Source organism: Rhodococcus aetherivorans, assembly GCF_025722975.1.
GTDB lineage: Bacteria > Actinomycetota > Actinomycetes > Mycobacteriales > Mycobacteriaceae > Rhodococcus > Rhodococcus aetherivorans.
This window is the reverse complement of record NZ_CP106982.1, coordinates 269,472-292,346: the sequence shown is the minus strand read 5'-3', so window position 1 is coordinate 292,346 and position 22,875 is coordinate 269,472. Positions and strand designations below refer to the sequence as shown.

Here is a 22,875-nt window from a genome sequence, read left to right as displayed (position 1 = left end):
CCACTTCTGCGGACCTATCAAGCGTAGGGAAACGAATTTGCGGATCAGTACACGTCGCGCACGTAGCGCTTCTCGGCGGCGAGCTGCTTGACGTACGTTTCGGCGTCCTCCTCGTCGAGCCTGCCGTGGACCTGCACCACCTCGCGCAGCGTCTCGTCGACGTCCTTGGCCATCCGGCTCGCGTCGCCGCACACGTAGAAGTGGGCACCGTCCTGCAACCACTTCCACAGCTGCGCCCCGTGCTCGCGCATCCGGTCCTGCACGTAGACCTTCTGCCGCTGGTCGCGGGAGAAGGCCAGGTCGAGCCGGGTGAGGAAGCCGTCGGCGTGCATCGCCTCGATCTCGTCCCGGTACAGGTAGTCGGTGGAGGACCGCTGATCGCCGAAGAACAGCCAGTTCCGGCCGGTGTGGCCCATCTCGCGGCGATCGTGCAGGAAGGCGCGGAACGGCGCGATGCCGGTGCCGGGACCGACCATGATCATCGGGGTGTCCGGCGTCCGGGGCGGCCGGAAGTGGGTGCTGCGCTGGACGAAGATGGGGATGTCGACGCCGTGACTGTGGTCGGCGAGGAAGCTCGAGCACACCCCGGCCCGGCCGATGCCCTCGTAGCTGTAACGCACCACCGAGACGGTCAGCTGCACCTCGCGGGGGTTGGTCCGCGGGCTCGACGAGATCGAGTACATGCGGGGCTGCAGCCGCTTGAGCACGGGCAGCCACTCCTCGATCGGCGCCTTGAACGGATACGCCGAGATCACGTCCATCGCCTGTTTGCCCCACAACCACTGCTGCAGCTCGATCTTGTTACCCGGTCGCAGCAGCTTGGCCAGCTCCGCGCTCTGGGTCTGCTCGTGGACGAACCGCAGCAGCTCCGGGGTCACCCGAGCGATCTCGAGGTGCCGGGTGGCGGCCTCGCGCAGGGGAATGGTCGGCAGATCGGCGAATTCCACGGGTGTTTCCGGGTCGAGCGCGGTGACCTGCAGCCATTCGTCGACCGTCTCGGGTCCGTTGGTGGGCATCACGCCGAGCGCGTCTCCCGCCTCGTACACGAAGTCCGGGTCGTACAGCTCGAATCCGAACTGGCGCACGTCCTTCGACGACCCCGGTCCACTGAGCGGGACGTTCCGGGTCAGCCGGGTGACGAGCGGCACCTTCCGGCTGTAGGCGGGTTCGGGCTTCGCCGGGGGTCCCGGGGTGGGCGCGGCCGGTGCGGCACCGTCGGGACGCACGAGTTGTTCGACGACGGCGAGCCATTCGCCGGCCGGTTCGTCGTAGTCGGGCTCACAGTCCACCCGTTGCGTGAGCCGGGTGGCCCCGAGTTCGGCGAGCCGCTCGTCGATGCGGCGGCCGTGACCGCAGAAGTCGTCGTAGCTCGAGTCCCCGAACGCCAGCACGGCGTAGCGGGTGTCGGGAAGGCGGGGCGTGTCGTCACTGTTGAGGGCGTTCCAGAAGGCGGTGCCGTTGTCCGGGGCGTCGCCGTCGCCGAAGGTGCTGGTGATGACGAGCAGGTCGCGCACCCCGGTCAGCGCGGACACGTCGTAGTCGTCCATCCCGACCAGGGCGGCGGGCCGGCCCGCGGCGCGGAGGCGCTCGGCGCACATCCGGGCGAACTCCTCGGCGTTGCCGGTCTGCGACGCCCACGCCACCACCACCGGCGGCGCCCCGTCGGCCTCGTCGCGGTCCGGTGCGGCGTGCGCGAAGTGCCCCGCGAGCAGCCCGTCCACCCATGCCCGGGTGGCAGCCGGAAGGGGAGCCGACGCCGGGAGCACCGGCACACCCGCCTGTCCGGACTCCCGGAATCCCGTGAGAAATCCAGTCAGATAACGCTTTTCGAGATCATCGAGCACGGGCGGCGCGACGTCCCCCAGTCCGAGCGTCGAGGCGAGCCGGTCGGCCGGTGCACCCGACGGTTCGGGCCGGGCGGGCGTTGCCACCTTGGTCAGCGACACCGCGCACACCTTGAACTCCGGCTGCAGCGACGCGGGATCGACGGCGTCGTTGGTGACCGCGTTGACCGACAGGTACTCCCCGAACATGTCGTTCCAGTGGAACGGGGCGAAGCAGCATCCCGGCCGTACCCGGTCGGTGACCACGGCCGGCAGCACCGCCCGGCCCCGGCGGGACGCGACCTCCACCTGGTCACCGTCCGCGATCGAGAGTCGTTGCGCATCGCCGGGATTGATCTCGACGAAGGGTCCGGGGTTCAGCTTGTTGAGCTTGGCGACCTTCCCCGTCTTGGTAAGAGTGTGCCACTGGTGCTGGACGCGGCCGGTGCCGAGCACGACGGGGAAGTCGTCGTCGGGCATCTCGGCCGGCAGCATGTGTGGTCGGGGGTGGAACGCGGCCCTGCCGGTGGCGGTGGCGAACCGCAGCCGGGGGGCGGTGCCGTCCTCCGACCTCAGCAGGGTCTGGCTCACCCCGTCGTTGAGATAGCGGATCGGGTTCCGGTCGGTCGCGGCGTCCGGCGGGCACGGCCATTGCACGGGGGTCTCGCGCAACCGGTCGTACGTGATTCCGCGCAGGTCGTATCCGGTCTTGGGGTTCCAGAAGCGCGTGATCTCCTCGAAGATCTCCTCGGGGCAGGAGTAGGTGAACGCCTCGGCGTAGCCCATGGCGCAGGCGACGCGCGCGATGATCTGCCAGTCCGGCAGGGCCTGGCCGACCGGATCGATCGCCTGCTGCAGCAGCGTCAGGTTGCGCTCGGAGTTGACCATCACCGCCTCCGACTCCGCCCACAGCGCTCCCGGCAGCAGGACGTCTGCATACGCGGTGGTTTCGGTCTCGAGAAAGACGTCCTGCGCGACGACGAAATCGGCCTTCTCGAGAGCTTCGACGACGGTGCGTCGATTGGCCACGGAGGCAACCGGATTGGTGCAGATGATCCAGCAGGCCCGGATGACGCCCGCGGCCATCTGCTCGAACATGTCGACGGTGCCCTTGCCGACCGTGGTGGGGATCGCGCCGGACGGCAGCCCCCACTGCTGTTCGACGAAGGCCCGCTCGGCGTCGACGAGGACGGAGCGCTGCCCCGGCAGGCCGGGCCCCATGTATCCCATCTCGCGGCCGCCCATGGCGTTGGGCTGGCCGGTGAGCGAGAACGGGCCGCTGCCGGTGCGGCAGATCGCGCCGGTGGCCAGATGCAGGTTGCAGATCGCGTTGGTGTTCCAGGTGCCGTGGGTACTCTGGTTCAGGCCCATGGTCCAGCACGACATCCAGTCACCGGCCTCGCCGATCCACCGCGCGGCCGTGCGGATGTCCTCCTCGGCCAGTCCGGTGATCTCCGCGACGCGTGCGGGGGTGTAGTCGGCGAGGAACCCGGGCATGGCGTCCCAGCCCTCGGTGAATTCCGCCACGAACGCCCGGTCGACGTGCCCGTTCTCGACGATCAGGTGCAGCAGGCCGTTCAGCAGCGCCAGGTCGGTCCCCGGCGCGATCTGCAGGAACAGGTCCGCCTTCTCGGCGGTGGCCGTGCGGCGGGGGTCGACGACGACGAGCTTCGCACCGGCCTTGACCCGGTTCATCATCCTGAGGAAGAGGATGGGGTGGCAGTCGGCCATGTTCGCGCCGCTGACGAAGAACAGGTCCGCGTGGTCGAAGTCCTGGTAGGAGCCGGGCGGGCCGTCCGCGCCGAGCGACTGCTTGTAGCCGGTGCCGGCGCTGGCCATGCACAACCGCGAGTTGGACTCGACGTTGTTGGTGCCGACGAACCCCTTCGCGAGCTTGGTGATCAGGTACTGGGCTTCGAGGGACATCTGGCCGGAGACGTAGAAGGACAGGGCGTCGGGTCCGTGCTCGTCGAGCACCTCCCGCAACCGGCGGGCGGTCTCGGCGATCGCGGCGTCGACCTCCACGGGCACCGGCGCACCGCCGCGTTCGGCGCGACGGTACGCGCTCTCCATCCGCCCGCCGGCGGCCAGCATCTCGGCGCTGGTCGCCCCCTTCGTGCACAGGCGCCCGAGGTTGGTGGGGTGCTCCTTGTCGCCGTACGCGTCGAGCACCCGGCGGGCGCCGGTGGCGGGGTCGAGGCCGACCTCGAGCACCATGCCGCAGCCCACGCCGCAGTATGAGCAGGCGGTCTTGACCTTCGTGATCTCGCCCTGCATCGAACCGCTCCTCACCTGGGTCGGCCACGTTCCTCCGGCCAGGTCTCATGCTCCCGACACCGTGTTTCGTGGGCATTAACCGTGGTGAGTCCCCGGTGACATCTGGCTCACGATTCGCCGCGCGCGGCGGTGAGAGGGCCCGAACGGCCCGATCGGCGGCCCCCGGGCGCCGGAACGACGCACGGCACCCCGCGGGCTGTGTCAGCCGGCGGGATGCCGCACGAGGGGTGTGGATGATCGGCCCCGGGGGCCGATCATCGAGCGCTGCTCAGGCGAGGTCGAACCGGTCGAGGTTCATCACCTTGTTCCACGCAGAGACGAAGTCCTGCACGAACTTCTGCTGCGCGTCGGCGCTGCCGTAGACCTCGGCGATACCGCGCAGCTGCGAGTTCGAACCGAAGACGAGGTCGACGGCCGTGGCCGTCCACCTGACCTCGCCCGTGGCACGATCACGACCCTCGTACACGTTCTCGGTCGACTCGGACACCTTCCACTCCGTGCGCATGTCGAGCAGGTTCACGAAGAAGTCGTTGGTCAGTGCCTCGGGCCGATCGGTGAACACGCCGTGGGCGGATTGCCCGAAGTTGGCGTTCAGGGCACGCATCCCGCCGACGAGAACCGTCATCTCCGGAGCGGTCAACGTCAACAGGTTCGCCCGGTCCAGCATCAGCCGCTCCGGCGGCAGCTTCTCGCCGGCGCGCAGGTAGTTGCGGAACCCGTCGGCCGCGGGTTCGAGCACGGCGAACGACTCCACATCGGTCTGTTCCTGCGAGGCATCGGTGCGGCCCGGCGTGAACGGGACCGTGATCTCGACGCCGGCGTTCTTCGCCGCCTGCTGGACGGCGGCGCAGCCGGCCAGGACGATCAGGTCCGCGAGCGAGACCTTCTTCGCAGACTGCGCGCCGTTGAAGTCCTGCTGGATCCGTTCGAGGGTCTGCAGCACCTCGGCCACCCGGCCCGGCTCGTTGATCTCCCAGTTCTTCTGCGGCTCGAGACGGATGCGTGCCCCGTTGGCCCCGCCGCGCTTGTCGGTGCCGCGGAAGCTCGCCGCCGACGCCCACGCGGCGGCGACCAGCTGGGGGATGGACAGGCCCGATTCGAGGATCTTGCTCCCGAGGGCGGCGATGTCGTCCGCTCCGATCAGTTCGTGATCGACCGCGGGAACCGGATCCTGCCACAGCTGCGGCTCGGGGACCCACGGTCCGAGGTAGCGCGCGACGGGTCCCATGTCGCGATGCAGCAGCTTGTACCAGGCCCTCGCGAATTCCTCCTCGAACTCCTTCGGGTTGTCCAGCCAGCGCCGGGTGATCGGTCCGTAGATCGGGTCGAGTCGCAACGAGAGGTCCGTGGTCAGCATCACCGGCGAATGCCGCTTCGACGGGTCGTGGGCGTCGGGGACGGCGTCGGCGCCGGCCCCGTCCTTCGGGATCCACTGCCACGCACCGGCGGGGCTCTTGGTCTTCTCCCACTCGTAGCCGTACAGGGTTTCCAGGAAGCTGTTGTCCCACTGCCGGGGGGTGGGCGTCCAGGCGCCCTCCAGACCGCTGGTGATCGCGTCCCCGCCCACGCCGGTGCCGAAGGAGTTCTTCCAGCCGAGACCCTGCTGCTCGATGGGAGCGGCCTCCGGCTCGGGACCGACGTGGTCGGCCGTGGCGGCGCCGTGGGTCTTGCCGATGCTGTGACCACCGGCGATGAGCGCCGCGGTCTCAACGTCGTTCATCGCCATCCGGCCGAACGTCTCCCGGATGTCCCGGGCCGCGGCGATCGGATCCGGGTTACCGTTGGGCCCTTCCGGATTCACGTAGATCAAGCCCATCTGCACGGCGCCGAACGGGCCGGACAGTTCCCTGTCGCCGGCGTAACGCTCGTCCCCGAGCCACGTGTCCTCGGGTCCCCAGAACACCTCGTCGGGCTCCCAGATGTCCTCGCGTCCGAAGCCGAAACCGAACGTCTTGAACCCCATCGATTCGTAGGCGCAGTTGCCGGCGAAGATCAGCAGGTCCGCCCACGAGAGCTTCCGGCCGTACTTCTGCTTGATCGGCCAGAGCAGCCGCCGCGCCTTGTCGAGGCTCGCGTTGTCGGGCCAGCTGTTGAGGGGGGCGAAGCGCTGGGCGCCCTTGCCGCCGCCGCCCCGGCCGTCGGCGATGCGGTATGTGCCCGCGGCATGCCAGCTCATCCGGATGAAGAGCGGCCCGTAATGGCCGTAGTCGGCCGGCCACCACTCCTGCGACGTCGTCATCAACTCGAAGATGTCCTGTTTCAGGGCCTCGACGTCGAGGGTCGCGAACTCTTCGGCGTAGTTGTAGTCCGGGCCCATCGGATTGGAGAGGGGCGAGTGCTGGTGGAGAACCTGCAGGTCCAGCTGGTTCGGCCACCAGTCCCGGTTGGTCCTGGGCCGATGCGGCTTCGGCTCGGGGGACGGGATTACCGGATTTTCGCTTTCACTGTTGGACACGTCGGCCCTTCCTTCCGGGTTTCGGTGAATCGGACGGTGATCACGGATGTGATCGCGAAGCGTGTGCTGCCGAGCAGTCGGGGCACATGCCCCAGTAGATGACCTCGGCCTCGTCGACGAGGAAGCCGCTGTGGTCGGACGCGGTCAGGCAGGGCGCCTCGCCGACGGCACAGTCGACGTCGGCGATGGCCCCACAGGACCGGCAGACGAGGTGGTGATGGTTGTCCCCGACACGCGACTCGTACCGGGCGACGGAACCGGACGGCTGGATCCGCCGCACCAGACCCGCACCGGTCAGGGCGTGCAGCACGTCGTACACGGTCTGCCGGGAAACCTCCGGCAGACCGGTGCGCACGGCTCCGAAGATCGTCTCCGTGTCGGCGTGCGGATGCTGGTTCACCGCCTCCAGCACCGCGATCCGGGGCCGGGTCACGCGCAGCTCCGCCGTACGCAACTGCTCCACGTAATCCCGCGTCGAGGGCACGTGGATACTATGACGCACTTTTCTGGAATGAGTCACGACTTTGGGTAACCGCAGCGTGATCAGAACTCGCGCGTGTGTTCGGTGGCGCGGGCGGCGGTCGCGCGGACCCTCACCCGTCCGGCTACCCGGCCGCTAGGGCTTCGGCTGCTGCGCCCACCACTTCAGCAACTCGGCCTCGGCCTCGTCGCGGTCGAGGGGACCACGGTCGAGCCGCAGCTCCTTGAGGAACTTCCAGGCCTGCCCGACCTGCGGGCCGGGTTTCAGGCCGAGCAGCTCCATGATGGCGTTGCCGTCGAGGTCGGGCCGCACCTTCGCCAGGTCCTCCTGCTCGGCGATCCGCTCGATGCGCGTCTCGAGATCGTCGTAGGTGGCCTGCAGCGCCGCGGCCCGGCGCTTGTTGCGGGTGGTGCAGTCCGCCCGGACCAGCTTGTGCAGCCGGGGCAGCAGGTCACCGGCGTCGTGCACGTAGCGCCGGACCGCCGAGTCCGTCCACTGGCCCTTGCCGTAGCCGTGGAACCGCAGGTGCAGGAACACGAGCTGACTGACGTCGTCGACCATCTGCTTGGAGTACTTCAGGGCCCGCATCCGTTTGCGGACCAGCTTGGCCCCGACGACCTCGTGGTGGTGGAAGCTGACGCCGCCGCCCGGCTCGTTGTGCTTCGTGGCGGGCTTGCCGATGTCGTGCAACAGGGCCGCCCAGCGCAGCACGAGATCGGGATCCCCGTCCTCGAGGTCGATGGCCTGCCTGAGCACGGTCAGCGAATGCCAGTACACGTCCTTGTGCTGATGGTGCTCGTCGATCTCGAGCTTCATCGCCGGGATCTCCGGGATCACCCGCTCGGCGAGGCCGGTCTCGACCATGATGTCGATGCCCTCGATCGGGTAGGCACCGAGGATCAGCTTGTCGAGCTCGGCCTGCACCCGCTCGGCGCTGATCCGCAGGATCTCGTCGCCCATGGCCACGATCGCGTCGTGCACCCGCTCCGCCAGCCCGAACCCCAGCTGGGAGACGAACCGCGCCGCGCGCAGCATCCGCAGCGGATCGTCGTGGAACGACTCGCTCGGCATCGCGGGGGTGTCGATGACCCCGGCGAGCAGGGCGTCCATCCCGCCGAGCGGGTCGACGAAGTCCTCCGCGCCGGTCGGGCCGATCCGCACCGCCATGGCATTGACGGTGAAGTCGCGACGGATCAGGTCGTCCTCGAGGCTGGTGCCGTACTCGACGATCGGGTGGCGGGTGACACGGTCGTACGCGTCGCTGCGGAACGTGGTGATCTCGACCTGCTCCGGGCCCTTGACCGCGCTGATCGTGCCGAAGTCGATGCCGGTGTCCCACTGGTGGTCGGCCCAGCCGCGCAGCAGCGCCTGCACCTGCTCGGGCCGCGCGTCGGTGGTGAAGTCCAGGTCGGTGCCGAGGCGACCGAGCACCGCGTCGCGGACGCTCCCTCCCACCAGGTACAGCTCGTGACCGGCGGCGGTGAAGCGCTCACCGAGCGGGGCCAGGATGTCCGACAGCGCACGCAGCGTCGCGTCGGCGCCGGCGAGCAGTCGGGCGCGCCGCTCGGTGTCGGTGGAGGGAGAGTTCACGTCTTCGAACCTTACCGAGGTGGCCGAACGCGCAGTCGCGCGATCCGGACGTGCCTGGTTGGACCGCCGGGCACGTCCCGCCAACTAGTATCGATGAGGTGTCGCCCGCAGAACGTGCCAACCGCAACCGCCGCACCTCGCGGCGGCGTGGCGCGGGCGCCAAGTCCGGTGGCCGAGCCACCTCCGACGCGGCGAAGCCTCACCTGCGCACGGTCCGCGAGACATCGGCCGGGGGACTGGTGGTCGACGGCCTCGGCGGGCCCCCCGACAAGTTGTGCGCGGCGTTGATCGGCCGCACGGACCGGCGCGGCCGGCTGCTGTGGTCGCTGCCGAAGGGACACATCGAGAAGGGCGAGACCGCCGAGCAGACGGCGATGCGCGAGGTCCACGAGGAGACCGGGATCCACGGCACCGTCCTCGCCACGCTCGGCAGCATCGACTACTGGTTCGTCACCGAGGGCCGGCGCGTCCACAAGACCGTGCACCACTACCTGCTGCGTTACCTGGACGGCGAGCTCTCCGACGCCGACGTCGAGGTCACCGAGGTGGCCTGGGTGCCGCTGCCGGAGCTGCGCTCGCGCCTGGCGTACGCGGACGAGCGCAGGCTCGCCGACGTCGCCGACCAGCTGATCGCCGAGATGGATCCGTCGATGCTGCTCGGACCCGGCGGACCGGAGGCCCGTCTCGGATGACCTCGGCAGCTCGCCGGGCCGCGGCGGCCGTTCTCGCCGTGCTCGCGCTCGTCCTGACGACGGCGGGTGTGGCCGTCGCCCAGCCGCGCAGCGACGCGTCCGACGCCCCGCGCTTCCTCGAGCTGCGCATCGACTCGGTGACGCCGACGACGATGTCCACCAGCAGCGAGCCGGTGGTGACCGTGACCGGCACGCTCGAGAACGTCGGCGACCGCGATGTCGAGGACATCGCCGTGCGGCTGCAGCGCGCCCCGGCGGTCGGCTCCGCCGAGGAGCTGCGCACGGCGCTGACGTGGGATCAGACCGCCTACGACCGCACCGGGCCGTTCGAATCGGTCACCGACGTCCTCGAGCGGGGTGAGCAGCGGCAGTTCCGCCTCGAGCTGGCGCTGCGCTCGGCCGACAGCCCTTCGCTGGGTATCGACACCCCCGGGGTGTATCCGCTGCTCGTCAACGTCAACGGCGCTCCCGAGTACGGCGGTCAGGCACGGCTCGACGACGCCCGGTTCCTGCTGCCCGTGCTGGGGGTGCCCGCGGGCGAGAGCAGCGAGAGCCGGCCCGTGCCCCCGGACACGTCCGCACCCGTGGGGGTCACCATGCTGTGGCCGCTCGCGGACCGGCCGCGCCTCGCGGCGGGGGTGCCCGGATCGGCGACGGACCCGGTCCGTCTCGTCGACGACGACCTCGCGACGTCGCTCGCCGACGGCGGCCGGCTCGACGGACTGCTCGACGCCGCCGAGCGCGCGGCCACCGCCGAGGACCGCCGCGTCGCCGACGCGATGTGCCTGGCCGTCGACCCCGATCTGCTCGTCACCGTCGCCAACATGACCCGCGGCTACCTGGTGGTCGAGGACACGGCCGAGCCGAGGGGCGACGCCCACGACGGGGAGGGGACGGCCGCGGCCGTCGCGTGGCTGGAACGGCTGCGCACCCTGGCCGCGTCGATGTGCACGGTCGCGGTGCCCTTCGCCCAGGTCGACGTGGCCGCCCTCGCCGAACTCGACGACGCCTCTCTCGCCGGGCCCGCGCTCGCCGCACCGACCGAGATCGTGAACACGATCCTCGGGATCACCACGACCCGGGAGGACGTGGTCTGGCCCGACGCCGGGGTGCTCACCGAGCAGGCGGGGGCGCTGCTCGCCGCCGACGGCCCGGTGACGACCCTGCTCGCCGACACGGCGGTCGACGCCGCGGACTCGGACGCGGGCACGGGTCCGATGCCCGTGCGGGGGGTGGACGGCCTGTCCACGGTCCTGTTCGACAGCGCCGCCGCCACCGCGCTCGCCGCGCTGGGCGACGCTCCCCAGACGCCGTCGTTCACCGCCGAGGACGCCCGCTACGACCTCACCGAGGATTCCCCGGGCGCCCGGCTGCAGGACGCGCTGGGCGCCCTGAGCTGGTCCGCGCTGCGCACGTCGGAGAGCGCCACCCGGACCGTGTCCACCGGCGACGGCGCGTCCGCGGCCCCGGGCTCCGCGCTGTTCGTGCCGCCGCAGTCGTGGAGTGCGTCCGGCGACGACGCCGCCGCGGTCCTGTCGATGGTCGGCACCCTGATCCGCTCCGGCCTGGCCACCCCGCGTCCGTTCGACACCCTGTTCGCACCCGCCGCCGGGGACGCCCCCACCGTCGCGCTGTCCTACCCGGAGCAGGCCATCGTCGACGGTGCGTCGGCCGAGGTGATCGACGCGGCCCGCGAGCAGGCACCCCGGCTCGACTCGTTCCAGGAGGCGCTCGTCGAGGATCCGCAGGCGCAGCTGACACCGCAGCAGTTCACCGCACCGCTGCGCGAGGACCTGCTGCGCGCGATGAGCCTGGCGGGCCGGCGCGGGCCCGACCCCGGCGCCGCCGCGCGCGACGCGGGGCAGCGCGGCGAGGAGGTACGCGACGCCGTCGACGGGATGTTCGCGGGAGTGACCGTGCTCTCACCGGGCGGTGTCTACACGCTGACCTCGGAACAGAGTCCCCTACTGTTGGTCGCGCGCAACGATCTGCCCGTGGGCATCACCGTGCGGCTGCACGTGGACGCGCCGTCGGCGATGAAGATCACCGACATCGGGCCCACCCAGCTGCCCCCGCGCGGCAGCCGCACCCTCACGGTGCCGGCGCAGATCAGCGACTCGCGGAAGATCGGTGTCGAGTTCGCCCTGACCACGGAGTCCGGGCTGCCGCTCGGCACCCCGACGAACGTGACGGTACGGTCCAACGCGTACGGCCAGGTTCTCGCGATCGTCACCGGCTGTGCGGGGGCGCTGCTGCTGTTCCTGGCGGGCCGTCGTCTCCTGCACCGCTTCCGCGGCGAGCCCGATCCAGCCGACGAAGGGTACGAGAAACGATGACCGGGAACCCGACCCGTGAGGACGTCGCCCCGCCCGCCCCCGCGGCGGCGGAGCCGGCCCCGCGCAAGAACCCCGGCCTGCTCGCCGCGACCGGCTCGATCGCCTTCGCGACCCTGATCAGCCGCATCACCGGCTTCGTCAAGCAGGTGCTGTTGCTGACCCTGCTCGGCGCCGCCGTCGCGAGCTCGTACACGGTGGCCGCCCAGATCCCGAACATGATCTCCGAGCTGGTGCTCGGCGCCGTCCTCACCTCGATCGTCGTGCCGGTGCTGGTCCGCGCGGAACGCGAGGACCCGGACGGCGGTACGGCGTTCGTCCGGCGCCTGTTCACCGTCTCCGTCACCGTGCTCGGCCTCGCCGCCCTGCTGGCCACCGCCGCGGCGCCGGTCCTCGTCACCCGGTTCTTCCTCGACGACACGGGCAAGGTGTCGACGACGCTGACCACGGCGCTGACGTATCTGTTGCTGCCGGCGATCCTGTTCTACGGCCTGTCGGCGCTGCTGACCGCCATCCTGAACACGCGGCAGGTGTTCAAACCGGGCGCATGGGCGCCGGTGCTGAACAACATCGTCGTCATCACGGTCCTGGTCCTGTACTTCCTGCTGCCCGGGGAGATCACCCTCGACCCGGTGCGCATGAGCGACCCGCACCTGCTGCTGCTCGGCTGCGGCGTCACCCTCGGTGTGGTGACCCAGGCGATGTCCCTGGTGCCGGCGCTGCGCCGCGAGGGGATCAGCCTCAAGCCGCTGTGGGGGCTCGACGACCGGCTGCGCCAGTTCGGCGGCATGGCCGCGGCCATCGTGCTGTACGTGCTCATCAGCCAGGCCGGCATGGTGTTCGCGACACACGTCTCGTCGAGCGCCGACGCGGCCGGTCCGGCGATCTACAACAACGCGTGGCTGCTGCTGCAGCTGCCGTACGGTGTCCTCGGCGTCACGGTGCTCACCGCGATCATGCCGCGGCTGAGCCGCAACGCCGCCGAGGAGGACACCCCCGCTGTGGTGGACGACCTGTCGGTCGCGACCCGGCTGACGATGATCGCGCTGATCCCGATCGTCGTGTTCTTCACCGTCGCCGGCCCGCAGATCGGCACGGCCCTGTACGGCTACGGCAGCTTCGGCGAGGGCAACGCCGAACGGCTGGGCCAGGCGGTCAGCTGGTCGGCGTTCACCCTGATCCCGTACGCCCTCGTCCTCATCCATCTGCGCGTGTTCTACGCACGCGAGCAGGCGTGGACCCCCACGTGGATCATCCTCGGCATCACCGCCGTGAAGATCGGCCTGTCCGCGATCGCGCCCGTCGTCGCCCGCAACGACGACCAGGTGGTGCTGTTGCTGGGCGTGGCGACCGGCCTGGCCTTCACCGTCGGGGCGTGCATCGGCGGCTTCCTGCTGCACCGCGCCCTCGGCGACCTGCGGATGGCGAACGTGGGCCGGACCGTGTGGCACGTGGTGATCGCCTCGGCCGCAGGTTCGGCGGCGATGCTGCTCACCGATCGGCTGCTGCGGCTCGGTGCGCTGAGCGACCGGTTCGGCGGCATCGGCTCGATGGTGCGGGTCGCGATCACCGGCGCGCTGATGCTGCTGGTGACCCTCACGGTGATGTGGTTGCTGAAGGTGCCCGAGATCCTGGCGATCACCGCGGCGGTCCGGCGCAAGGTCGACGCGCTGCGCGGACGCACGCCCGTCGAGCCGGCCGTCGCCGAGGCGGATGCCGACGAGATCGCCGAACTCGAGGCGGCCCGCTTCGAGGAATCGGAGGCCGAGAAGACCATCGTGTTGCCGCGCCTGGACTACGGCGACTACGGGGTGGCCCCGTACGACGCGGTCACCGAGGTGATTCCCGCCATCAGGGACGTGCCGAGCCACATCGATGCACACCGGCAACTCCCGTACCCTGGTCGACGGCAGGTTCGTACCACCCGGGACGGATCGCGCCGGTTCGCGGATGCCGGACGGCCTCCCGGTTACCTCCGGGGCGGGCGAGTCGAACAAGAAGGAGTGAGGGTGAGCGACGACCACGCTACCGGTAAGTCCACGGTCGATGAGTCCGCATCGACGGACCCGGGTTCGGTGTCCACGGACGCCGACGGCACGTCGACGCAGTCCCCGCAGGCCGGCATCCCCGACCGTTCCGCCTCGCCGCAGAAGTCCGCCGGCAGCCCCGCCGAGAACCGCTCCGGTGCCGGCCGGCCTCGCCGCGATCCCCACGTCGACACCGGCGTCATCCCGATCGGCTCGCCCCAGCTGCCTCCGCTGCGTGTGCCGGGGTCCGCGCCGCGCACCCCGATGCGCGGGCCGAAGCTGATCCCCGGCGCGTCGGTCGCCGGTGGCCGCTACCGTCTGCTCGCCCCGCACGGCGGCGCGCGCGGTCTGCGCTTCTGGCAGGCGCAGGACGTCAAGCTCGACCGCGAGGTGGCGCTGACGTTCGTCGACGCCGAGCAGCGCGCCGGGGACGTTACCGGTCCCGACGGTCCGCAGGCCATCCTGTCGCGCACCCTGCGGCTGGGCCGGATCAACTCACCGGGGCTCGCACGGGTGCTCGACGTGGTCCGCGGCAGCTCGGGCGGCATCGTCGTCGCCGAGTGGACGCCCGGTCGTTCGCTGCGCGAGATGTCCGGCACCGAGCCGTCCCCGCTCGGCGCGGCCCGCGCTGTGCAGGCCCTCGCGGCCGCGGCGGAGGCCGCGCACCGCAGCGGCGGCGCCCTCTCGATCGATCACCCCGACCGGATCCGCATCAGTGTCGCCGGCGACGCGGTGCTGGCCTTCCCCGCCACCTTCGCCGACGCGGACGTGACCTCCGACGTCCGGGGCCTCGGCGCGAGCCTCTACGGCCTGATCACCGCCCGCTGGCCGCTGCCCGAACAGGCCGCGCCCGGGGAGCAGCCCCCGGCGCACACCGGCGGCACGATCGGCGGGATGCGCCCGGCGGACCTGACCGCCGAGGGCATCGCGGTCGAGCCCCGCACGCTGCGGCCGGAGGTGCCGTTCGAGATCTCCGCGGTGGCGGTGCGTGCGCTCGCCGCCGACGGCGGAATCCGGACCGCGGCCACCGTGCAGCACATCCTCGGCCAGGCCTCGGTCGTGGACCAGAAGACCGACATGATCCCGGCGCTGCGGCTCGGCCAGCGCAGTGCCGGCGCCACCGACCACGCCCTCGCGGACCCGGAGGCTCTCGCCGAGGAGAAGAAGCGATCCGAGCGGATGCTGTTCGCGCTCGTCGGCCTCGGCATCACCACGGTGGTGCTCCTCGCCCTGATCGGCTGGTGGATCGCGAACCTGCTCGCCGGAGGCAACTCCGACGAGCCGCTCACGAGCCAGGACTTCGGCCTCACCCCGACCTCCGAGGCGCCGTCGGAGCCGGTCGCCCAGGCGCCGGCCCCGGCCGCAGCGGCCGGACCGGTGGCGGCATCGGCGGTGTCGGTGTTCTCCCCGCAGGGCACCCCGGATTCGCCGGCGACGGCGCGGTTGGCCATCGACGGTGATCCGTCGACGGAGTGGAGCACCGACGCCTACTTCCAGCCGTTTCCCGCCCTGAAGAACGGTGTGGGACTGATGGTGGCGCTCGCCGAGCCGGCCGCGCTCTCGTCGGTGTCGGTGACGTCGGACAGCCCGGGCACGAAGGTCGAGATCCGCAGCGCACCGTCGGACCAGGCCTCTCTGGACCAGACCCAGGTGATCGGCTCGGCGACGCTGCGGTCCGGCGTCACGGAGATCCCCGTCGAGGCCGAGGGCCGCACCTCCGATGTGCTGGTGTGGATCACGGGGCTGAGCACGTCCGGCGGCGGCAACAAGAGCTCGATCGCCGAGGTGACGTTCACCGCCGCCGAATAGCCCGGCGCACGCGCCTCCGGTCGCCCACCTCGATCGGCTACCATCCGCGCGTGCGAATTTTGGGGGGGATCGCAGGAATTGCCGTGTCCGACGCCGAGTTACTGGCGGCGCACGCGGCGGGGGACCGACGCGCGTTCGCGCAACTGCTCGAACGGCACTACGACCATCTGTGGCAGGTGGCGCGCCGCACCAGCTATTCGCCCGAGGATGCCGCGGACGCCCTGCAGGAGGCGTTGCTGTCGGCGCATCGTACGGCGGGGAAATTCCGGAACACCGCGGCGGTTCGCAGCTGGCTGCACACCATCGTGGTGAACGCGTGCCTGGACCGCATCCGGCGCAACAAGGCGCGACCGACCGTCCCGCTGTACGACGACGGCACCGATGCCCGCGACGAACGGGATCGCATCGCGGAGCGGGAGATCGCGCTCGATATCGAGGCGGCGTTGTTCACCCTGCCACCGGAGCAACGCGCCGCGGTCGTCGCCGTCGACGTGGAGGGCTGGCCGGTGAGCGAGGCGGCCCGGCGGCTCGGTGTTCCCGAAGGCACGGTCAAGAGCCGCTGCGCGCGCGGGCGCCGGCGGCTCGCGGTGCTTCTCGGTGACCTGCGGGATACGGGGAACCGATCGTGATCGGCGGCCGTCTTATCCTGGTGAGGGCACCGGAAGGCGGGGAGGACAGCGGATGACCGAGGACGAGCTGCCGCGGCCGCCGTATTCTGCCGACCTGCTCGCCGACCTGCACGCCGGGGTCCTGGACGACGACGTCACCGCCGGATTGTGGCCGGCGGTGCGGCGGGATCCGGACGCCATGGCGGTGATCGCCGCGCTCGACTCCGTCAGCCGCCGGCTCCGGGCCCTCGGTGCGGCCGAAGATGTTGAGAGCCCGCAGATCCCGCCGGAAGTGGCGGCCCGGATCGATGCGGCACTGACCGCCGACGCCGCCGCGCGCCGCCGGCGACGGTGGCTGCTCGCCGCGGCCGGGACGGGGGCCGCGGCCGCGGTGGCGATCGGATTCGCCGTCACCGCCCACGGCGCCGGACGCCCCGATGCCGCGGCGCCGATGGCCGCGCCCGCCGCTGCCGCGCCGGCTTCTGCTGCACCGGCTTCTGCTGCACCCGGTGCCGACGTGCTCGACCCGGCGACCTGGCGCGCGATGATCGGCGCGTCCGACCCCGGCCCGCTGTCGGATCACGGAGTACTCCGAGAATGCCTCGAGGCCAACGGCATCGACGAATCCCGGCCACTGCTGGGGTCACGCACGATCCGGTTCGACGGCCGGGAGGCGGTCGCGCTGATCCTGGGTGATGCCGCGTCGCCGCGGTTGACGGCACTGGTGGTGGGCACGGGATGCGGCGCTTCCGATCCGGCGACTCTGGTGATCCGTCAGATCGGCTGAGCCGCAGGGAGTTCAACCGTCCGCGGCGGGCAGCAACAGATCGAGGATCCGCTCCCGCAGGGCGGACGTGTCGTCCTCGGCCGCAACGATGCTCGCGAACAGCGCCGCACCCGCGGCGAGGACGAGCACGGCACGTGCGTCGAGGTCGGCGGGAGAGGAGCCGTCGCCGTGGGAGAACAGTGTCGTGCTGGGGCCGCTGAAGGTGCGCCACAGGGTGTTCCGCAGATCGTCGTGATCGCGGAGTGCGGCGATGAGCCCGGGCAGGGCGGCGCGGACGTCGGGGCGGGCGAACAGGTCCGCGCTGCCCCTGACGACCCATTCGATCCAGCCGCGGCGGTCCGTCCCGTGCATCGGGGTCAGGTCCGGCGCGGAACCGAGAAGCGAGTCGAGCACGAGGTGCGCCTTCGACGGCCACCGCCGGGTGAGGGCCGCCCGGCTCACCCCGGCCCGGGCCGCGATGCCGCGCAGGCTCAGGTGTTCCCAGCCGACCTCGAGCAGCATCGCGCGGGTCACGGCGAGGACCTCGGCGTCGATGCGCGGATCGCGGGGGCGGCCGGCGGGCGTGGGGGAGCGGTGGGATGCGGTCATCACCGGTAATTGTGGTGCACGGCACGGCGCGGCACTATAGTTGCAACACGTTACAGAACCACTGGCATCGAAAGTAGGGGCATGACCTCGTCGCGACCCGCCGTGTTCGAACCCGTTCGGCTCGGACCGCTCACCCTGCGCAACCGCATCCTCAAGGCCGCGACGTTCGAGGGCGTCATGCCCGGCGGTCGCGTCACCGACGAACTCGTCGAGTTCCATGCCGAGGTCGCCCGCGGCGGCACCGCACTGACCACCGTCGCGTACTGCGCCGTCGCACCCGGCGGACGCGTACACCGCAACACCGTCGTCCTCGACCGCGACACCGTGCCGGGCCTGCGCCGCCTCACCGACGCTGTGCACGCGGAGGGCGCGCTCGCCTCGGCGCAGATCGGGCACGCCGGACTCGTCGCCAACCAGATCTCCAACGGGACGAAGACCCTCGCCCCGTCCACCCGCATCAGCGCCCCCGCCATGGGCCTGGTGCGGGGCGCGAGTCTCGCGCAGCTCGATCAGGTCGTCACCGATTACGAGAACGCGACCCGCTGCGCCGTCGAGGCCGGATTCGACGCGCTCGAGGTGCACCTGGGGCACAACTATCTGCTCAGCTCGTTCCTCAGCCCGAATCTCAACAAGCGCAGCGACCGCTACGGCGGCAGTCTCGAGAACCGAACCGCGTTTCCCCGGCGCGTTCTCGAGGCGGTCCGCAAGGCGGCCGGCGACTCGGTAGCCGTCATCGTCAAGTTCAACATGACGGACGGCGTCCCCAAGGGACTGTGGCTCCACGAGAGCCTGCCCATGGCGCGGCTGATCGAATCCGACGGCCACATCGACGCGATGGAACTCACCGGCGGCAGCTCCCTGCTCAACGGCATGTACTTCTTCCGCGGCGACGTCCCGCTGGCCGAGTTCGTCGCGTCCCAGCCCAGGCTCGTGGGGCTGGGACTGCGGTTCTACGGGCCGCGGCTCTTCCCGACCTACCCCTTCGAGGAGGCGTTCTTCCGCCCGATGGCTCGGCAGTTCCGGTCCGAGCTGCGCACCCCGCTCATCCTCCTCGGCGGCATCAACCGGATCGACACCATCGAGAATGCGCTCGACGAGGGATTCGAGTTCGTCGCGATGGGCCGGGCGCTGCTGCGAGACCCGTACCTCGTCAACAAGTTCCGGGACGAGCACGTGCGCGAAGGGCTGTGCATCCACTGCAACAAGTGCATGCCCACCATCTACACCGGAACCCGGTGCGTCGTGCGCGAATCCCTGCGCGACGTGGAGCACAGCACCTGACGGTGCGCCGGCCCACAGCTATCCTGCAACACCATGGACGGTGGGCGGTGACGAACGCGACGACCCCGCCCGTGCAGGTGCGGGTGCTGGGCGCCGTCGCCGCGCTCGTCGACGGGCAGCCCGTCGCCCTCGGCGGTCCCGTCCGTCGTGCGCTGCTCGCCCGGCTGGTGGCGGCACGCGGGCACCCGGTCTCCGCCGACCGGCTCGTCGAGGACCTGTGGGGCGGGGCACCGCCGGCCAAACCGGTGGCGGCGCTGCAGGCGCACATCTCCCACCTGCGCCGGGTGCTCGGTCCGGGCCACGACCCGCTGCCACGGAGCGCCGCCGGGTACGCGCTGAACCTGCCTGTCGCCGCGGTGGACGCGTGGGCGTTCGAGGACGCCGTCACCCGCACCGTCACCGCACCCCACGACCGGCTCCGGCACCTCGGGCAGGCCCTCCAGCGGTGGCGGGATCCGCTGCCCGACATCGATCGATATCCCTGGGCGGCAATCGAATCCGACCGGCTCGGGGAACTGCGCCGCACGGCGGTGGAACAGTACGCCGAGACCGCGCTCGAACTCGGTGCTCCCGTCGCGCCGCTGATCGCGTCGCTGAGCGACATCGTCGCGGCGGACCCCGGCCGCGAACGCGCCGTCGGGCTCCTGGCGCGCGCCCGGTACCGCGCCGACGGCCCGGCCGACGCCCTCGCCGTCATCCGCCGCTCGCGGCAGTACCTGGCCACCGAACTGGGCCTCGACCCCGGTCCGGCACTACGGGCCGCCGAGCACGAGATCCTCACCGGTACGGCCGGTCCTGCCCGGGACCGAGCGCCGATCGCCGACCACGTCCGCCCCGCCGAACTCGGCGTCCTGCTGGACGAGGCCGGACGCGCCGCCCGCGGTGAGACGCGTCTGACGTGGCTGGCCGGGGAACCCGGGGCGGGCAAGACCCATCTGACCACGCTGCTCGCCGTCGCCCTCGAGGGCGACGGCTGGCAGGTTGCCCGCGGCAACTGCCCCGAGGTGGACGGAGCGCCACCGGGGTGGCCCTGGATCGAGATCCTCGACGCCCTCGCCCACACCGACCCCGACGGCACGGCCACGATGACGTCCCGGCTGGCCGTGCCCGGCACCGGCCTCGACACGTTCGGGCTCGCCCGTTCGCTCACGCGGCACCTCGGCCGCATCGCCGCCGACCGTCCGGTGCTGCTCGTCTTCGACGACATGCACCGCGCCGACGAACCGACCCTGCACCTGCTGCGCCTCACCCTCGCCGCCCTGCGAACCCGGCCGCTGCTCGCCGTCGCCACCTATCGGCCCACCGAGGCGGGGAGCGAACTCGCCGCCGTCCGCGCGGCGACGAACGCATGCCCCGGCCGGCAGCTCCGCCTCGCCCCGCTGACCGACGACGGCATCGCCCACCTCGTCCGCGAATGCGGCGTCGTCGCCCTGGCGCCCGAGGACATGGCGTTGCTCGTCGCCCGGACCGACCGAAATCCGTTGTTCGTCAGAGAATTTGCTCTGCTGATCGCCGACCGGGGCGTCCGGGCACTCCATCACGACGTGCCGGCCGGGATCGCCGACGTACTGCACCACCGCATCCACACGCTGCCCGAGGCCACCGTCGCCGTGCTGTCCGCGGCCGCCGTCCTCGGACGCGAAGCCGACCTGGACGTGCTCGCCGCGATGTGCGGAACCGACCTCGAGTCCCTCCTCGAGCCACTCGAGCCGGCCCTGCGCGCCCGCCTGCTCGAGGAACCCGCGCCCGAGCGGATCCGGTTCACCCACAATCTCGTCCGGGAAACCCTGTACGCGGGGCAGTCACGCCTCCGGCGCACCCGTCTGCACGGCGCGGCCCTCGCGGCGTTGTCCGCCCTGCGGCCGGCCGAGGTGGCCGCGACGGCACACCATGCGGCGCTCGCGGCCACCCCGTCCACCGCCCACCACGCCGTCGCGCACCTCACCGCGGCGGCCCGTCGCGCCGACGCTCTCGGCGCCCGAGCCGATGCGGTCACCCTGTGGGGCGCTGCGGTGTCGGCACACGAGATGTCCACCGTCGTACCGGAAGACGGCCTGCTGCCACTGCTCACCGGATACGTCGGAGCGCTCGCCCACACCGGCGACGTGGTCACCGCACGCGTCGTGCGCCAACGCGCCGTGGATCTCGCCCGGCGGATCGGTGACCCGCCGGCCCTCGTTGCGGCGCTCACTTCGTGGTCCGCGCCGGTCACCTGGACCGTCCGGGTCGACGACGAACCGGACCGGCGCATCCTCGACCCCATGCAGTCACTCCTCGCCACCACCGCCCTCGGCGACCACGACCGGGTCCTGCTGCTCGTCACCGCCGTCTTCGAACTCGAGGGCGCCGACTCGGTGGCCGCCCTCGCCGCGGCCCGCCGCGCGCACGCCCTCGCGCGGGGAACCGCCGACGCCGGGCTGCGCTGCCGTGCGCTCAACGCCCTCGGATTCGTCGCGTACGGCCCGGACCTCGTGGCGCAGCGGCGTGACATCGCCGCGGAACTCCTCACCGTCGCCGGCGACGCGGGGGACGCCGCGTATCAGGCGCAGGCACACTTCCAGTGGTTCCTCGCCGCCGCCGCAGACACCGAACTCGACGAGGCCCGTCGCCACGCCGAACTCGCCGTGCGGTACGCGGCCGGCCGGCAGCTCTCCCAGTTGCTCGGCGTGGTCGAACTGTTCCGAGCCCTGGTGCGCCTCCTCGCCGGCGACGAGGACGGCGCACAGCGCGGATATGACACCGTCGCAGCACAACTCGAGGCGGAGGGTACCGCCTCGGCCCGGTGGATCGGTACCGTCGGACGCATCGGTGTGGCCACGGCGCGCGACGACTTCGCTCCGCTCGTCGCCGAGTTGTCCGCACTCGAATCGGCACGGCCGCACAGTGTCCGGTTCCCGTTGGTCCTCGCCCTGCTCGACAGCGGTGAACACGAACGGGCGCGGCAGTTGTGGCGCGCCCAGCGGCCGTTCCGGCGCGACTACTACTGGCTGGCCATGACATGCCTGCGCGCCCGTGCCGCGGCCCGGCTCGCGGACACGGCGACGGCCCGGGACTGCCATGCGCAGTTGCTGCCGTTCAGCGGCCGCATCGCCGGCCTGGATTCCGGCTCGTTCCACGCCGGCCCCGTGGACGCTGCCCTCGCCGAGACCGCGGCGCTGCTCGGCGATGCGGACTCGGCACACCGATTCCGCGATGCGGCCGCGACACTCACCGCGACGGTGTCGGCACAACTGCACGACCCGGCGTGGGCGGCGTGGCGTTGAGCCCGTTCCGTCGTGTCGCGGACAGGACGCACAGCCCGATCGCCGCGAACGCGCAACCGCGTGGAATTTCGACGACCAGTCCGGTCACGCCCGGCATCGCCGGAATCGGCAGCAGGAGAACGACACCGCCCGCCGCCATGAGGGCGCCGATCCACACCGGTACCGCACGCGAACGGATCAGCGCGATGCCGAACAGGATCATGCTGCCCATGAAGACGAGTCCGCTGACGGTCTGCAGGAGCACATAGGGCTCGTAGTCGAGGAGGGTGTCCGACCCGGAGATCACCCCTGCCGTCGCCGGATCGCGCGAGAACGGCACGGAGACGAAGGCTTCGATCACCAGGTGCGAGAACGCCACCAGCACCGAGGACAGGAAGTATGTGACGTACGCGACGAGACCGAGCATTCCGGTTCCGGCGGCGACCCAGGCGTACAGCGCGGGCACACCGAGCATCAACAGCAGCGTTCCCGACAGCAGGAGGACGTGGGGGAGGGGATTGATCGGAGCGGACAGCGCCGGCACCGAATGCGCGGCGCCGTCGACGACGGGATGCAGGAGGCCGCCGGCGAGGTTCAACGGGAACGCGGCGACGACGGACACCGCGCCGAGGCGGTACAGCAGTGCGGGAGTTACGGTCATACCGTCAGCGTGACGATTCGGCCTTGCGGTTCCCTTGCCGTCCGCTTGCCGTCCGGGTGGGGCAGGGTACGCCTCGGTGTGGCGTGACGCACGGCACTCGAGGAACAACACCCCTTACCCTGTTGTTGACCCATGTTGTGGACCACTGACGTCTTGTGGACCACTGACGTCCCGGTCACGGGCCTCCAGGCTCGACCGTCCCGTATCGAAGTACCAGCAGA

The 22,875-nt window shown here is 71.2% G+C and carries 13 protein-coding genes; 7 read left to right on the top strand and 6 right to left on the bottom strand.

What is annotated here, in order from left to right; all coding sequences use genetic code 11:
* Positions 1-44 precede the first annotated feature (44 nt).
* The 4 genes from OCS65_RS01355 to OCS65_RS01340 all read right to left on the bottom strand — a co-directional run bounded on the left by OCS65_RS01355 (position 45) and on the right by OCS65_RS01340 (position 8,626).
* On the bottom strand, positions 45-4,100 hold the full coding sequence (locus OCS65_RS01355; RefSeq protein ID WP_231772233.1) for a bifunctional nitrate reductase/sulfite reductase flavoprotein subunit alpha: 4,056 nt from the start codon (positions 4,098-4,100) through the stop codon (positions 45-47).
* Positions 4,101-4,368: 268 nt separating this feature from the next.
* Positions 4,369-6,555 carry a catalase/peroxidase HPI gene (katG, locus tag OCS65_RS01350; protein WP_102800330.1) on the bottom strand — a complete coding sequence of 729 codons (2,187 nt, stop codon included), beginning with the start codon at positions 6,553-6,555 and terminating at the stop codon, positions 4,369-4,371.
* Between the two features lie 40 nt (positions 6,556-6,595).
* Positions 6,596-7,039, bottom strand: coding sequence for a Fur family transcriptional regulator (locus OCS65_RS01345; protein WP_029546787.1), 444 nt, complete (start codon positions 7,037-7,039; stop codon positions 6,596-6,598).
* 132 nt (positions 7,040-7,171) lie between these two features.
* Entirely contained in the window at positions 7,172-8,626 is a 1,455-nt protein-coding gene (locus tag OCS65_RS01340) for a CCA tRNA nucleotidyltransferase (RefSeq protein ID WP_231772232.1), read from the bottom strand.
* A gap of 98 nt (positions 8,627-8,724) precedes the next feature.
* Between OCS65_RS01340 and OCS65_RS01335 the strand changes: the two genes are divergently transcribed.
* The 5 genes from OCS65_RS01335 to OCS65_RS01315 all read left to right on the top strand — a co-directional run bounded on the left by OCS65_RS01335 (position 8,725) and on the right by OCS65_RS01315 (position 16,882).
* On the top strand, positions 8,725-9,318 hold the full coding sequence (locus OCS65_RS01335; RefSeq protein ID WP_006934418.1) for an NUDIX hydrolase: 594 nt from the start codon (positions 8,725-8,727) through the stop codon (positions 9,316-9,318).
* Positions 9,315-11,654, top strand: coding sequence for a DUF6049 family protein (locus tag OCS65_RS01330; protein WP_029546789.1), 2,340 nt, complete (start codon positions 9,315-9,317; stop codon positions 11,652-11,654). The genes OCS65_RS01335 and OCS65_RS01330 overlap by 4 nt, the downstream gene beginning before the upstream one ends.
* On the top strand, positions 11,651-15,487 hold the full coding sequence (gene murJ, locus OCS65_RS01325) for a murein biosynthesis integral membrane protein MurJ (protein WP_029546790.1): 3,837 nt from the start codon (positions 11,651-11,653) through the stop codon (positions 15,485-15,487). Before OCS65_RS01330 ends, murJ begins: the two co-directional genes overlap by 4 nt.
* A gap of 83 nt (positions 15,488-15,570) precedes the next feature.
* Positions 15,571-16,116, top strand: a complete 546-nt coding sequence (gene sigM, locus OCS65_RS01320) for an RNA polymerase sigma factor SigM (RefSeq protein ID WP_006934425.1) — start codon at positions 15,571-15,573, stop codon at positions 16,114-16,116.
* A 52-nt stretch (positions 16,117-16,168) separates the two neighbouring features.
* Positions 16,169-16,882: a hypothetical protein gene (locus OCS65_RS01315; RefSeq protein ID WP_231772231.1), complete on the top strand. Its 714-nt coding sequence runs from the start codon at positions 16,169-16,171 to the stop codon at positions 16,880-16,882.
* Between the two features lie 12 nt (positions 16,883-16,894).
* On the opposite strand, the gene OCS65_RS01310 is transcribed toward OCS65_RS01315, so the two are convergent.
* The gene (locus OCS65_RS01310; protein ID WP_231772230.1) at positions 16,895-17,470 is read right to left on the bottom strand and encodes a TetR/AcrR family transcriptional regulator; all 576 of its coding nucleotides are present in this window, start codon (positions 17,468-17,470) and stop codon (positions 16,895-16,897) included.
* An 81-nt stretch (positions 17,471-17,551) separates the two neighbouring features.
* Here OCS65_RS01310 and OCS65_RS01305 point away from each other — a divergent pair, with 81 nt between their 5' ends.
* Positions 17,552-18,751 carry an NADH:flavin oxidoreductase gene (locus OCS65_RS01305; RefSeq protein WP_006934434.1) on the top strand — a complete coding sequence of 400 codons (1,200 nt, stop codon included), beginning with the start codon at positions 17,552-17,554 and terminating at the stop codon, positions 18,749-18,751.
* 47 nt (positions 18,752-18,798) lie between these two features.
* On the top strand, positions 18,799-22,014 hold the full coding sequence (locus tag OCS65_RS01300) for an ATP-binding protein (protein ID WP_231772229.1): 3,216 nt from the start codon (positions 18,799-18,801) through the stop codon (positions 22,012-22,014).
* Here the strand turns inward: OCS65_RS01300 and OCS65_RS01295 are convergent.
* Complete coding sequence (locus OCS65_RS01295) at positions 21,959-22,654, bottom strand: hypothetical protein (RefSeq protein WP_044475803.1); 696 nt, start codon at positions 22,652-22,654, stop codon at positions 21,959-21,961. The genes OCS65_RS01300 and OCS65_RS01295 overlap by 56 nt on opposite strands.
* Between the last annotated feature and the right edge of the window lie 221 nt (positions 22,655-22,875).

Bases quoted from the DNA above. Each gene is read 5' to 3' on its own strand.
- OCS65_RS01355 (WP_231772233.1), bottom strand. From the start codon at position 4,100: ATGCAGGGCGAGATCACGAAGGTCAAGACCGCCTGCTCATACTGCGGC.
- OCS65_RS01330 (WP_029546789.1), top strand. From the start codon at position 9,315: ATGACCTCGGCAGCTCGCCGGGCCGCGGCGGCCGTTCTCGCCGTGCTC.
- murJ (WP_029546790.1), top strand. From the start codon at position 11,651: ATGACCGGGAACCCGACCCGTGAGGACGTCGCCCCGCCCGCCCCCGCG.
- OCS65_RS01315 (WP_231772231.1), top strand. From the start codon at position 16,169: ATGACCGAGGACGAGCTGCCGCGGCCGCCGTATTCTGCCGACCTGCTC.
- OCS65_RS01310 (WP_231772230.1), bottom strand. From the start codon at position 17,470: ATGACCGCATCCCACCGCTCCCCCACGCCCGCCGGCCGCCCCCGCGAT.
- OCS65_RS01305 (WP_006934434.1), top strand. From the start codon at position 17,552: ATGACCTCGTCGCGACCCGCCGTGTTCGAACCCGTTCGGCTCGGACCG.
- OCS65_RS01295 (WP_044475803.1), bottom strand. From the start codon at position 22,654: ATGACCGTAACTCCCGCACTGCTGTACCGCCTCGGCGCGGTGTCCGTC.